The 13,242-nt window shown below is 52.8% G+C and carries 15 protein-coding genes and 3 tRNA genes; 2 read left to right on the forward strand and 16 right to left on the reverse strand.

Features of this window, described 5'->3' with window-relative positions; translation table 11 throughout:
- Positions 1-42: 42 nt before the first annotated feature.
- The 3 genes from dapA to EZM41_RS00855 are packed head-to-tail and all read right to left on the reverse strand — an operon-like array spanning position 43 to position 2,918.
- A complete protein-coding gene (dapA, locus tag EZM41_RS00845) occupies positions 43-921 on the reverse strand; it encodes a 4-hydroxy-tetrahydrodipicolinate synthase (protein ID WP_198468462.1) in 879 nt (292 codons plus the stop codon).
- Positions 922-952: 31 nt separating this feature from the next.
- On the reverse strand, positions 953-2,152 hold the full coding sequence (locus EZM41_RS00850) for an NAD(P)/FAD-dependent oxidoreductase (protein WP_198468464.1): 1,200 nt from the start codon (positions 2,150-2,152) through the stop codon (positions 953-955).
- A gap of 31 nt (positions 2,153-2,183) precedes the next feature.
- Positions 2,184-2,918, reverse strand: a complete 735-nt coding sequence (locus EZM41_RS00855) for an FCD domain-containing protein (protein ID WP_198468466.1) — start codon at positions 2,916-2,918, stop codon at positions 2,184-2,186.
- 289 nt (positions 2,919-3,207) lie between these two features.
- On the opposite strand from EZM41_RS00855, the gene EZM41_RS14475 reads away from it, so the two are divergent.
- On the forward strand, positions 3,208-3,588 hold the full coding sequence (locus tag EZM41_RS14475) for a transposase (RefSeq protein WP_446697796.1): 381 nt from the start codon (positions 3,208-3,210) through the stop codon (positions 3,586-3,588).
- 162 nt (positions 3,589-3,750) lie between these two features.
- Positions 3,751-3,978, forward strand: a complete 228-nt coding sequence (locus tag EZM41_RS00865) for a DDE-type integrase/transposase/recombinase (RefSeq protein WP_198468470.1) — start codon at positions 3,751-3,753, stop codon at positions 3,976-3,978.
- Positions 3,979-4,626: 648 nt separating this feature from the next.
- Here the strand turns inward: EZM41_RS00865 and EZM41_RS00870 are convergent.
- The 13 genes from EZM41_RS00870 to truA form a co-directional block, all read right to left on the reverse strand.
- Positions 4,627-5,865 carry an MFS transporter gene (locus EZM41_RS00870; RefSeq protein ID WP_198468472.1) on the reverse strand — a complete coding sequence of 413 codons (1,239 nt, stop codon included), beginning with the start codon at positions 5,863-5,865 and terminating at the stop codon, positions 4,627-4,629.
- A gap of 312 nt (positions 5,866-6,177) precedes the next feature.
- Positions 6,178-6,253 (reverse strand) — tRNA-Phe (locus tag EZM41_RS00875).
- 16 nt (positions 6,254-6,269) lie between these two features.
- Positions 6,270-6,346: transfer RNA gene (locus EZM41_RS00880), tRNA-Asp, on the reverse strand.
- 14 nt (positions 6,347-6,360) lie between these two features.
- Positions 6,361-6,435 (reverse strand) — tRNA-Val (locus tag EZM41_RS00885).
- A gap of 55 nt (positions 6,436-6,490) precedes the next feature.
- Entirely contained in the window at positions 6,491-6,937 is a 447-nt protein-coding gene (locus tag EZM41_RS00890) for a YkgJ family cysteine cluster protein (protein WP_198468474.1), read from the reverse strand.
- The gene (locus tag EZM41_RS00895; RefSeq protein ID WP_198468476.1) at positions 6,883-7,173 is read right to left on the reverse strand and encodes a hypothetical protein; all 291 of its coding nucleotides are present in this window, start codon (positions 7,171-7,173) and stop codon (positions 6,883-6,885) included. Before EZM41_RS00895 ends, EZM41_RS00890 begins: the two co-directional genes overlap by 55 nt.
- Entirely contained in the window at positions 7,170-8,279 is a 1,110-nt protein-coding gene (locus tag EZM41_RS00900) for a flagellar basal body P-ring protein FlgI (protein WP_198468477.1), read from the reverse strand. Before EZM41_RS00900 ends, EZM41_RS00895 begins: the two co-directional genes overlap by 4 nt.
- Before the next feature lie 12 nt (positions 8,280-8,291).
- Complete coding sequence (locus EZM41_RS00905; protein ID WP_198468479.1) at positions 8,292-8,864, reverse strand: flagellar basal body L-ring protein FlgH; 573 nt, start codon at positions 8,862-8,864, stop codon at positions 8,292-8,294.
- A gap of 6 nt (positions 8,865-8,870) precedes the next feature.
- Positions 8,871-9,770, reverse strand: a complete 900-nt coding sequence (gene flgA / locus EZM41_RS00910) for a flagellar basal body P-ring formation chaperone FlgA (RefSeq protein WP_198468481.1) — start codon at positions 9,768-9,770, stop codon at positions 8,871-8,873.
- A gap of 8 nt (positions 9,771-9,778) precedes the next feature.
- Complete coding sequence (gene flgG, locus EZM41_RS00915; protein ID WP_198468482.1) at positions 9,779-10,567, reverse strand: flagellar basal-body rod protein FlgG; 789 nt, start codon at positions 10,565-10,567, stop codon at positions 9,779-9,781.
- A gap of 18 nt (positions 10,568-10,585) precedes the next feature.
- Positions 10,586-11,365, reverse strand: a complete 780-nt coding sequence (locus tag EZM41_RS00920) for a flagellar hook-basal body protein (protein WP_198468484.1) — start codon at positions 11,363-11,365, stop codon at positions 10,586-10,588.
- Between the two features lie 13 nt (positions 11,366-11,378).
- Entirely contained in the window at positions 11,379-12,416 is a 1,038-nt protein-coding gene (gene mreB / locus EZM41_RS00925) for a rod shape-determining protein (protein WP_342449186.1), read from the reverse strand.
- Positions 12,417-12,483: 67 nt separating this feature from the next.
- The gene (truA, locus tag EZM41_RS00930) at positions 12,484-13,242 is read right to left on the reverse strand and encodes a tRNA pseudouridine(38-40) synthase TruA (RefSeq protein WP_198468486.1); all 759 of its coding nucleotides are present in this window, start codon (positions 13,240-13,242) and stop codon (positions 12,484-12,486) included.

The raw sequence follows: 13,242 nt of genomic DNA on the forward strand, positions 1-13,242 counted from the left end.
CTTCCCCCCTTTTTCTTGGCTAATCTTTACTTGAACCAACAGCTACTGCAAAAACCCCAACTCGACCAGGGCCCCTTTAACCACCTCCTTGACCTCCGGGTTCGCCTCCATTAGAGGAAGCCTCAAACCACCTACAGCAAAGCCGAGCATATTCAGAGCTGCCTTCACCGGTATTGGGTTCGTCGTCACGAAGAGGGCTTTCATAAGGCCAAAAAGCTCGAGATGAAGCTTCGAAGCTTTTTCTACATCCCCTCCAACAAAGGCGTCTACCATCTCCCTCATTTGAGCGCTCGCCACGTTAGAAGATGTGCTGACTACACCATAGCCACCGATCGCCAAGATGGGCAGGGTAAGAGAGTCGTCGCCGGAATAGACGAAGAAATCCACATTCGCCTCCTTTATAATCTTGGCGACTTGATCCAAGTTGCCGCTGGCCTCTTTGACAGCCACTACGTGAGGCACTTTAGAAAGGGCAATTGTCGTGGAGGCCTCCAAATTGCAGCTCGTCCTGCTCGGCACGTTATAGAGCATCATGGGTAAGCCCACCTCTTCGGCAATCACCTTGAAATGTCTGAATAAAGCTTCTTGAGGGGGTTTGTTGTAGTAGGGCACAACAGCCAAGATCCCATCCACGCCGCATGACTTAGCCATCATGCCCATCTCTACGGATGCTTTTGTGCTGTTAGTTCCCACTCCGGCGATGACCGGAACGCTCACTGCCTTCTTTACAATCCGAAACAGCTCGCATTTTTCCTCAGCCGAAAGGGTCGGAGATTCCCCGGTGGTGCCGGAGACCAATAGGGCCGTCGTCCCCTCATTGACCAACCTCTTCGCCAAGAACGCAGCTTGCTCATAATTCACATTGAGATGCTCATCGAACGGCGTCACCATCGCAGTGACGAGTCTTCCCCACTCCTTCAAAATCCCCACTCCCTTCATTTTCGACAGACTATCAGTTTAAGTGCCTCGTCATTGCCTCAGCCTTGCGAAATCGCGCCGGGCTCAATTCCGCAATATCCAGCTCGGCCTTGCGCCCACAGACCAAATCGGCCAGCAATTTCCCCGTTACTGGCGCCAGAGCGATGCCGTCCCCCTCGTGACCGGCCGCGACGAAAAAACCAGGGTTTTGGGGGTCCTCCCCAAGAACGCACTTCCCGTCCCTGCACGCCGGCCTCAAACCGGAGAAACTCCTAATGATGCGCACATTTGCGAGCGCCGGAAAGAGCGAAACAGCTTTGGCCGATATGGCCTCTATGGCTTCATGGGTCGTGCCCTTGTCAAAGCCGACATACTCCCTCGTGCTGCCTATGAGATAATTGCCGTTACAAGTCCTCGACAAGGCAAAGCCGAGCCCCAACCTTTCAGCGCGCTCATCCCTCGGGAGGTCGGGTATCAGCTTGGAGACGATATACTCGGAGTCCCAGACATTCGTCTCTCCGAAGGGATGTATGGGTTCTGTGACGACGATCTGCCCTCTTTTCGGTTCTATGGGCAGGGGAAGGTCCACTAAAGAGGCTACGCGGGGAGCCCAAACGCCAGCCGCATTCACCACCACGTCAGAGAAGTATGGACCACCTTCTGCGGTCGTCACTTTCCAACTGCCCCACGCAGTCTTGGCGACAGATGTCACCTCTGACCTCCTTTTGAAAGCCATGTCGGCCCTGGTGCCCGCTCGCAAAAGAGCGAACATGACGCGCAGCGGATTGACCTGAGAGTCATCGGGACTATAAGTGGAGGCCACCACGGAGTCGCTAACAAAAGGTTGCTTGGCCTTAGCCTCTTTTTTACTCAAAATTTCCACATTCAGGCCGAAGGATTTCTGCTTTGCCACAAAGTCTTTCATTATAGACAGATGTTCCGCCTTCTCGATGATTATCATGCCGCCTCGCGTCTCGAATTCCAGATCCTCACCCAGCTCTGCCTGTAAGGAACGATAAATATCCAGGCTCACAAAGGCCATCTCGAGGGAAAGCCCTGGTGTCTTGGACTGAAGGAGGATCATCTCGTCACACGCCCCAGAGGTACCGCTCCCTGCGTAGTTGCGCTCCAACACGAGCACGCGCTTCCCGGTCTTAGTGAGATAATAAGCGCAGGAAAGGCCTATTATGCCGGCTCCTATTACTATGGCGTCATACTCATCTTCTCTGCTCATACAAACCCAGCGCCCACCTTTTCCCGTATTCTTACTTTGCTTCAGGATAATAGAGATGCCAATATGCTCTTACGTCCTCTATAAGGCTGTCCATATGGCGAATCATGCTCGCTTCTGCTTCTTTGGGGTCACGTTTCTTCAAGGCATCAAAAATCTGTAGGTGGGAAGTCATATAAGGAGCACCGACTTGACTGCGGATATATTCAAATAGCTCTGACTGTTGTCCTGATAGCGAAATAATTTTATAAATATTATCCAGAACCTTATTGCGAGAAGCCGCAGCTATGGCACGGTGGAAAGCTATGTCCGTATCCGTTACGCTTTCGCTGCGCTCGTGAAGCGCCCTTTGCTGGCTTAGAATCTCCTCTAATTTTAAAAGCTCGCCCTCTGTGATATTTTGAGCTGCCAAGCGAGCTGTGGCACTTTCTACGACCTTTCTGGCCTCGAGAACCATGAGGAAGTCCTCCAGCGTTTCGGTATCTATAAGCCTGTTTAGTTCCTCCTGATAACGCTTTCTCCGCTGCAGCTCCTTGGCGATGCGTATGGCCTCCATCCCCTGGGGCGTAATGACTCTGCCCTTTAACTTTTCTTTTCTCAAGTAGCCAAGTTTCTCCAGCCGATTCAGCATGCGACCTATAGTGGCAGGGCTGACGGATACGCCCCTTTTCTCAAGCAGCTCAACCAGGTTCCACGACCCTATGGGTTCGCTCCCATTTGAGACTATCTCTAATATCGACAGTGCCTTTTCATCTGTAAAAAGTTCCACAGTTACCCTCCTACAGTAAAATTACTACTCATCACATGAGTAGCATATAATGATGTAATCCATTTTGTCAATACCCCGAGTTGCCTCACTTAAAATCAAAGCGAAACGGATTCGTTGCCTCACTTAAAAATCAAAGTGAAATTATCATTCCCCTTGAGGGGGGGAGATAAGGTGAGGATATACTGAACCCCTGAGAGCATGGTGGACTTGCCCCGGTTTAACGGACACCCTGTTAGTTGGAGATACAATTCAAGAGGGAGGGGTGTTTCTGATGCTCAAAGACAGGCCAATGTATTCTTTAGGAGTTTTAGGGCTCGAGGCAGTGAGGTTGGTTAAAGAGAGTGGAAAGCCTATACTCCAGATATCTCGAGATCTGGGTGTCTCTGTGAAATCGCTCAAACGTTGGGTGAAACAGCAAGAGATCGATTCCGGTACTCCTAAGGCCTTACCACTTCTGAAGCGATGCGAATTGAGGAAGCTTGCGCGCTTAAAAACTGCATCCTTCGAATTGAACGGGAGATATAAAAAGGGCGCGCACCTTTTTGCGCATGAGACGGACGAAAACTCCAGTCATATTTTCGTTTATAGAGGAAGAGAAGGCGGCCTTACCCTATTGCCAAATAGTTTCGCGTTCTGGGGGTCTCCACCAGCGGATATTATGATTGGCTAAAAGCGCAAGAGTTAGATCATACGATACAGGATTGGATCCTCCTCAGGTTTATCAAGGAGATCCATGAAAGAAGCCTCAGTGCTAGGTGAGCACCGAGGATCCATGCTAAAGCTTCCATTTAAGTTTGACATCCACTGCTCGAGGAAGAGGGTGGCCAGACTCATGCAAGAGGCAGGAATAAAAGACACACACATAGTAAGCGTCAAGGATGTACCAACAAATGTCCCCAAACGTCCTATCTACCCTGACCTCGTCGAGAGAAACTTCGAGGCAGACGCGCCCAATACACTCTGGGTAGGCGACATAACGCAACACCCCACAAGCGAGGGCTGGCTATATTTGGCCGTAGTGTTGGATGCCTTTTCCAGAAAGGTAATCGGTTTCTTTTAGGTAGCCGTATAACGTCTGAATTGGCCGTAGGCGCTTCAGGTATAGCAATTAAACGCAGACGCCCTCATAGAGGGGTGATTCACCACTCAAGACCTGAGGTTTTCAATATACCTCTATCGTCTTCACCGACAGGGTGAAAGAGGCTGGCATATTGGGCTCCATGGGCTTTGTCGGAGATGCGCTTGTACTTGCAGTAGCTGAAAGCTTTTACGCTACACTCAAGGCTAGATTGCTCGGGCAGGAACAAGTTGGCCAACACGAGAAGAGCTTAAAAATGCCGTCTTCGAGTACATCGGGGTAGGTTGCAAAGGATTAGGCGACATTCGACGCTCTGGCGCTTAAGCCCAGATGAATTTGAGCGGAGGTGGTTTGACGAACACGAAAAGTCAGAAGCAGCTTAAAGGCTAAGTTTGAAAGTGTCCAGTAAAGTGGGGCAACTCCAAACAGCGCCCTGGACCGCTTGGCCAATGCCAGCTACCAGATCGTCATCAAAGGTACCAGTTACCTGGAGAGGCTTTCCCCACGCCGCAGGAAGGAGGCGTTGACTACCATGAACACAATGTGATAAAAAGCATTCAACCGGGTGGGTCAATGTCTGTGGTGAAGAGTGGATCATGGATAGTGGCGATTGACAGAAATAACCCTGACTCAACCTTGCCTTTGGGCAGCACAAGATAAAGCCCAACATATAACACCTCCTATCAATATAAGACCAGCGCTTGCTATATATCCATAAGATAACGAGCACGTTTCTGAAAGGTAATAGCCCATCAATGGACCAACAGCAGCTCCGGCATCAATCCATGTCGCATAGACCGGCAAGAACCGGCCAGGCGTGCGTCCGGCAATGTCACCGGCCCACCCATCAAGTGCCACAGCGCATGCAGTACCTGAACAGAACAACACAACCAAAGACAGGACTATCACGAGAAGTCCACGCGCGCTCGACAATACAAACAACATCATTACAATTGCCAAATAACCAGCGACCAAAGCTAAAGAACGTCCCCAACGGTCGGTACACCAACCTAACAGAGGACCAAGCAAGAAATCTATTACCCATCGCGTGCTCAACAATAGCCCTGATAATGCCCCTGCGCCAAGCACCCAACAATTTAAGGCTATTCGATCCCCCAACCGTGTGGTCACGAGCAAACCTACTGTGGAGGTCACAATCCCGCTAGTTACAAAGTATAAGCTCGCAGCGCATATACAAACTACCCATTCTTCGTGTCCTTCAGGTATCCACCCTGTTGCCGCTCGGAGCAAATCACGATTAACGCCTTCCTCTTTAGCGGGTGCACCCCACTGCCCATTTGCAGCAGGCGGCAATGAACCTATGATGGCACCCAACACCGTCGCGACCGATAGCCAAAGTGCTGCCATCTTAAAGCCCACTATGTCGGCCAAATAGCCACCCACTACCATACCAGCCAAGCTTCCCAATCGATACATCCCTGTAAACAATCCCATGTGGGAGGCGCGCTGCCCAGGCGCACTCTCGGCCAGCACGGCTGCTTGTCCACCCAAGCGAAGGAGCGACCAACAAAGCCCCCACAGCCCTCTGAGTAACAGGAGTATCGGCACAGATCCAGTACGTCCATATCCGAAGGTTGTGATCACTGTCAGCCATAGTGCCGCTGTAAACACCGTGTTCCAGCCCAAACATGAACCGAGCCAACCCGCAACAGTATTAGTGAAAAGGCGTACCCATCGGTTGAGGCTGAGCAACCATCCAACCATTATCAAGCTGACGCCAGCCTCTCGATAGTGCACAGGTAAAGCGGCGTAAAGGAAGGAATCCCCAAGTATTGCTAACGCTACTAAGGCACCTGTAAAAGCAGTTCGTTTATATGATACCGCCCATTCTTTTATAGACGTCTGCATAGCTTAGTCTTCGAGCCTCTAAAGTACCTCTATAGCCTATCTTTTTACCTGAGGACTTGTCTTGTCTACAAAACCCATGGTAACACTCTCCGTTCTTTTTTGCTATTTAGACGAGCTGAGGGCGAATGAAAGCGAATTAGTGGCTTTCCAACAACCTCATTGGAAGCAAAAACGTAATAAAAGGGGAAGCCAGAAATTCAGGAAAAGGCGTAATTTCGAGGGCTATCATGACACAGCAAGAAAACAGTCCGACGCTCCTAAATCGAGCACAAAAAAATCCCGACACAGCACAAACCCGGTCGGGACAAGGAATGGTGGCGAGACCCGGAATTGAACCGGGGACACGCGGATTTTCAGTCCGCTGCTCTACCTACTGAGCTATCTCGCCATCACTAAAACTAAAATGGCGGGGCTGACGGGACTTGAACCCGCGACTTCTGGCGTGACAGGCCAGCGCTCTGACCAGCTGAGCTACAGCCCCAAACCTACTGTTGTTGGTGGGCGGAATAGGGTTCGAACCTATGACCCCCTGCGTGTAAGGCAGGTGCTCTACCCCTGAGCTATCCGCCCAACGTAAATCAAGTATATCCGCCACTCAAAACAATGTCAACAGCTCTGGAGAGGGCTAAAGGTCCGGAAAGGGAGAGAGGCGCAAGAGAGAAGATATCTCCTCTTGCGAATAGAGCCTACCCATGTCGATACCGGGGCATCTCTTGGCTTGGGCCTGCCAAATTCTTCTGCTTGTCAAAATAGACGGCCAGAACGGATATAAAGCGCATTGGATCGGACGAACCGGATAGATGGAGCAACTGTTATCTTGAGGATTTAAAAACGCACAATCACCATTGGGGCGCTCGCGCAAACTGTGGCGCCCCAAACGACTAATGACGCAAAGCCTGTAAAACTCCTCCTCGGAGATGCCCAAATAGTCGGATATCTTTTTGCCTTCCTCGGGAGAAAACCAGACAGCCCCAGGCTCTCCGCGGCAACAGCGACCGCATCGTATGCACTCAAACTTTAAGCCCTCGTGCCACCAAGGTTTGTCTTCAGTTCCTCGTAAAGGAGGCGCCACAAGCCTACGCCTCCTCCCTCGGCAAGCTGGGTCGCGGCCATTTCCCAAGACAGATCCTCCAATGGACCGAAGGGGCGACCGGAAGCACCCCCAAGGCCTCTAACTCCGTCGCGCATGTCCTTCCACAACATCCCCAATAGGAGCCCCTCGAACTGCTGACACGTCTTTTTAAGGCGTTCTTCTTCCGAATGGCTATCGCCCGCCAAAAAAGAGGAACCAATACCGCTAACGATCACATGACCACCAGCTCTCCGTGCAAGGCTCCGGCCTGATCTATAGCCTGAAGGATCGTAATGATGTCCCTCGGCGTAGCCCCTATGGCGTTCATGGCCTTCACCAGTTCATCCACAGTGGATGAGGCCGGCAGAGAGACGAGCTGCCCCGCTCCCTCGGTAACGGCAACACCGGTGCGCGGCACAACTGCCGTTACTCCTGTGCCAAAGGGTTCAGGCTGCACCACCTCGGGGGCTTCCACTACGCGCACGGTCAGGTTGCCATGAGCAACGGTGACAGCGCTGATGCCCACCTGGCCGCCCATTACCACAGTGCCAGTGCGCTCGTTGACTACTACCCTGCCAGGGACATCGGGGGTAACCTCGAGCTGTTCCACCTGGGCAATAAAGGCAGTTGGATTGGTAACATATCGCGGCGGGACTGCAACCTCCACGCGTCCAGCATCGGCAGGGCGCGCAACACCGCCATATCGCTCGTTTATAGCATTTGCAATGCGCTGGGCCGTCGTAAAGTCGGGCTCCTCAAGGAGCAGCGAGATCCAGTTGCTTTGGACGAAATCCATAGAGACATCGCGCTCGACTATGGCACCGCCAGGGATGCGGCCTGTCGTAGTCACATTTTTCGTGACCCTCGCAGCGGCACCGCCCGCGACGAAACCGCCCACGGTGACTGGTCCCTGCGCCACGGCATAAACTTTGCCGTCGGCGGCCTGCAATGGAGTCTGAAGTAATACACCACCTTCAAGGCTCTTCGCGTCACCCATAGCGCTCACCACTACATCCACGGTTTGTCCTTGGCGCACAAAGGGCGAAAGCTGCGCTGTGGCGGTCACCACAGCCGCATTCCTGGAGCGGATCATCTTTTCGTCCGTAGATATGCCGAAGCTCGTGACCATGTTGCGCATCATGCGAAGTGCCAGTTGGCTCCTATCACCAGTCCCCTGTAGGCCGACGACCAATCCCAAGCCGGTGAGTTGGTTCGACCTGACCCCTTCCACATGAGCCAGCTCTTTGATGCGCACAGTAGGATGAACAGCAGCCGAAGCGAACGGCACTGCAAAAAGCGCCGCCGACATAAAAACGATCGATGCAATCACAAGTCGTCTCATTTCCTTCTCCCCTTAGAATATGGCTTGCAGCAGTTGCGTAAGCAATCCGGGGCGCTGAACACGGCTCAATGTGCCCTTTCCTTCAACAAAAAGCTCGGCATTTGCTACGTTATCACTTCCTATTGTATTGTCAGGGGTAACATCTTGAGGGCGTATAACGCCGCGCAAGTGCAGTTTCAACGTCTCCGTATTCGTGCGAATGTCTCTCACGCCCTCTATCACCAGATTGCCGGTTGGCAAAACTTCCGTCACTAAGCATGTTATCTGCGTCTGTAGTCTATGGGTGCGCTCCGTGGACGCGTCAGCTTCCATATCGCTGGTGGAGCTGGTGCCAAAGCCCCTTATAAAGTCGAGTATTCCAGTTCCGTCGTCTACCTGGTGATTGCTATCCTTTGTAACATCCGTCTTCGCTTCGTCTTTGGTGTTAGTGCGCTCATTGACCACAACAGTGACTATGTCGCCCACGCGCCTGGGGCGCTGGTCGGCATAAAGACTGGCCCCATCCTGCCATAGCGATTGTCCCCAAGCTGGGAGAGCGAGCAAAAATAGCACCGCAAGCGACGATAGCAGCGAAAATCTCTTCACGAGACATCAACCTCCTTCCACCAAAACAAAACCGTCGCCGGCCACTACGCCCACGATGACCTTCTTGGTACGCTCATTTCTCACCTTTACGCCTTCCCCTTTAAAACCGTCTTCCAGAGCTTTCCCCGGCATCTCGACAACCAGCCCACCGGCCTTGTAGACGAGGCGCACGATGGTTCCTCTTTCTACTAAAGGTAAACGCTTGAAGTCATCAACCGTCAGGGCTTCAGCCCTTCTTAAGTCGCGGTTCAGCACACTCCCCAAGATCTCATCGGGCGAAGAGGGGTAACGGCGACTACGAGATAGATTGACCACATCGAGCAGAAGGTCATCGATGGCGACAATCGCACCTCTTTTTAGGTCATGCGCAGCGATCATGGTCGGCTGAGACCAGTGAACCCTAAGGTAAACGATGGAACGATCTCCCGCAGGTCCCTCGAAACGTAACGCCACTCTTTCTTCGGCTGGGCTGATCGACGATGGCGCAACAAGTTTTCCGGCGCCTTTGCCCGAAGCTTCTACCTTTAATCCCCATCGCCAACCGGAAAGGCGCCGCACCGTGCTGGTCCATTCGTCCTCTTTCCTGCAGTGGACCACCTCAGGCATGACGATTTTTACAGCTATGCCGCCCACGCCCGCCCCTTGCAAGCTTTCTAAAATGTCGTCGATGGTGATGACCTCATCGCTCACATCCACCATGGCACGGGATGCCCGATAGGCCACGTCGGCCCTTCCCTGCACTCTGCCCAAGGCTCCCAGCGGTATGCGGACATCGTATACGGAGATCTCGGGCTGCAGTTCGATGGAAAGCAGAGGCTCCTCGCCGCATGACGGCGAGCCCTTGCCGATGAGAGAAAGCGCTATTATCATTCCAATCAACCCGAAAATCCGGAAAACTTTAATCATCTTACGCCTCATCGCCTCAAGTTGTTGGCTATACGGAGCAGCTCATCAGCAGTCTGAATGGTTTTGGAGTTGGCTTCGTATGCCCTTTGAGCGATGATCATGTTGACCATCTCTTCCACAACCTGGACGTTCGCCATCTCAAGTGCCCCCTGAAGGAGCGTTCCCATCCCTTCCTCGCCAGGGTTGTTGAGTATCGGTTCACCGCTCGCTTCCGTCTCTAAAAAGAGGTTCTTCCCGATAGCCATCAAACCGGCCGGGTTTACGAAACGCGCAAGTTCTATCTGGCCGATTTCATCCAAAGCCACTTGGTTGGGCAGGCGCACGGAGACCACCCCAGTCGGGCTTATGATCACTTCCATGGCATCTTCGGGTATAACTATCTCGGGCTCAAGCAGGTACCCGTTAGATGTGACGATCTGCCCGTCGGCATCGATCTTCCAAGAGCCGTCTCTCGTATAGGCAATTGTGCCGTCAGGCATAGTGACCTGAAAAAACCCGTCTCCCTCTATGGCGATGTCCAGAGGGTTAGATGTTATTTGGATGTTGCCGGGGCCCATTAGGCGGTTTGTCCCCACCACGCGCGTGCCAAGGCCGACCTGTATGCCCGTGGGTAGCATGGAATCGGGCTCGACCGGGGCTCCCGGTTCCCGGTCTATTTGATACAGCAGATCTTCGAAATCGGCGCGCATCTTCTTATATCCAGATGTGTTCACATTCGCCAGATTGTTGGAAATCACATCTAAGTTGGTTTGCTGGGCAATCATGCCCGTGGCACCGGACCAAAGAGATCGAATCATTTTACACTCACCTCACACTTAGCCTACACGGCTGAAGGTGCTGATTAGCCTGCCTGTCATCTCATCTTGTATAGTGACGCTTCTTGCGGCCATTTCATAAGCGCGGTTTACCTCTATCATTGCCGTCATTTCCTCCACCACATTGACATTGGCGCGCTCGAGCGCCCCGCGCACCAACCTAACGGCTCCGGTGGGCTGGGGTAAACCCGCTTGAGGGGTAGCCGTTAACAGAGATCTCCCCACCTGGCGCAGATATGTAGGTCTCTCGAAGGCGACGATCTGCAACTGGGCTATCACATCCCCATCCGCCACAACCTGCCCTCGATCGTCTATAAAGCAAGAGATGGCGTCGCCCAAAGCGATAGGACCGCCATCCCCCAAAACCAGCATGCCATCAGCGTTGACAAGCTCACCTGCGGCATTCTTTGAAAAATGGCCTGCTCTCGTATAGAAGGTGTTTCCTGCCGTGTCTTGAACTGCGAAAAAACCCTCTCCATCTATTGCCACATCCAATGGATTGTCAGTCACTTGAATCGGACCGCGTCTGGTTGCCATAGCTGTCTCAGACAGAACGACATTTAAAGCCGCATCGCCCAGCGGCGTGACGCTGGGCGATAAGCCTGGGGCATCTTGTGCGCTTTCCATACGGCTCACCAGAAGCTGAGGGAAGGATTTGTTGACATTTATGCGTCCCCTGAAGCCAGCACTCTCCGCATTGGCTAAATTGTTAGCCACCACATCCAGCGCCTTCTCTTGAACCAGCATTGCTGATGCGCCGGTATATATGCCTCTGTACATAAATAATTCCCCCTCAACCGCGTCTACTTCCCCTTTTGAAGGCCGACATCACGGCTCCCGATCTCTTGAGGTTGTCCAACTCTTCTAAAGCCTTGCCGGTCCCCAGGACCACACACTCGACGGGGTGTTCCGCCACGTATGTGGAAATATGAGTGTGCTCAAAAATCAGCTCTGGCAATCCTTTGAGCAACGATCCTCCGCCGGCCAAAACGATCCCTCTGTCAATAATATCGGCAGATAGTTCCGCAGGGGTTAGTTCTAAGACGTGCCGAATCCCCTTGATTATGGAGAGCACGGAGTCCTCGATTGCCTCCATCACGTCGTCACTCGTCACCTCAACTTGTTTGGGTAGGCCTTGGACTATATCTCTTCCCTTCACGTTCATCCGCATGACTTCGCCGCTTCTATAGCATGTGCCTATCGTAGTTTTTATAGCCTCCGCGGTCTGTGCCCCTATTTCCAAATTGAACTTCTTGCGCACCATCCTGACGATATCCTCATCAAATTCGTCTCCCGCTATGCGCAGCGCTTCAGCCACTACGATACCCCCCAAAGAGATGACTGCTATGTCGGTAGTGCCGCCACCGATGTCAACCACCATGTTGCCCCTCGGTTCGCCCACGTCCAAGCCTGCCCCAATCGCAGATGCCATAGATTCCTCAATGAGGTAGGCTTCCTTTGCGCCTACCTCGATAGCCGCCTCCAAGACGGCCAGCCTCTCCACTCCTGTTGCGCCAGACGGGACTGAAATCATTACGCGGTGTCGAAAGAGTCGGCTCAAACCCGGCGTTATTTTTTTAACAAAATATCGTAACATCGCTTCCGTAATTGTATAATCAGCTATCACACCATCACGTAGTGGACGCACAGCTACCACGTGCCCTGGAGTCCGCCCCAACATGCGCTTCGCTTCCGCCCCAACCGCCAGGATCTTATTTGTATTCTGGTCAACCGCCACAACAGACGGCTCATTAAGCACCACACCTTTGCCCTTTACAAATACGAGGACAGTGGCAGTCCCCAGATCTATGCCTATATCCATGCTCCACACGTCGGAAACCTCCTCGCTCTCTTCGTCGTGAAAACGACCTTCCAACTGAAATTATAAACATCATGCCTCACATATCCCATGGTGATGGGCAATATCCCACGCGCCATAGGAAAAGCCCCTGCGGAGGTGCTGTCGGCCCGGCCTCGAGGCGTGACCCACCTAAAAGCAACCTTTCAAAGGCCTCAAGGCTGATCTTCCCGTTACCCAATAAATCGACGGTGCCGGCTATAATGCGAACCATGTGAGTTAGAAAAGCATCCCCGCGAAAGCGCAACCAGCACAGCGCTCCACGCCGTCTGAACTTGACGATGTGAAGGGTACGGGTGGCATCCTGCGGACATTCAGAGGCCTCGCAAAAGGCCGCAAAGTTATGCCGCCCCAAAAGCAGGGCGCAAGCCTCCTTCACCCTTTCTTCATCCCAAGATTTTGCCCTCCACCAGACATAATGGCGCAATTGTGGGTAACAATAGGGCGCCTGCCATGTGAAGTATATATACTCCCGCCAACGGGCGCTGAAGCGGGCATGAAACCCTTCAGGCGCTCGCGCCACCCGCACTACTGCCACGTCCGAAGGAAGGTTCCCCTGAAGGGCCAACCGAAGCCTTTCCGCCTGCCATTCCTTAGTCATAGAAAAGGATATGACTTGGCGCCTGGCATGAACTCCTGTATCCGTCCTCCCAGCAGCTGCCATGCTTACTCTTTTGCCGCCTTCCAGGCGGGAAAGGGCATTTTCGAGGGCCTCTTGGACCGTCGGCAGCCCTTTTTGTCTCTGAAAGCCGAAAAACGCACCGCCATCATAGCTAATCTCGGCAGCATACGTAAGCAT

It is taken from the genome of Acetomicrobium sp. S15 = DSM 107314, assembly GCF_016125955.1.
GTDB lineage: Bacteria > Synergistota > Synergistia > Synergistales > Thermosynergistaceae > Thermosynergistes > Thermosynergistes pyruvativorans.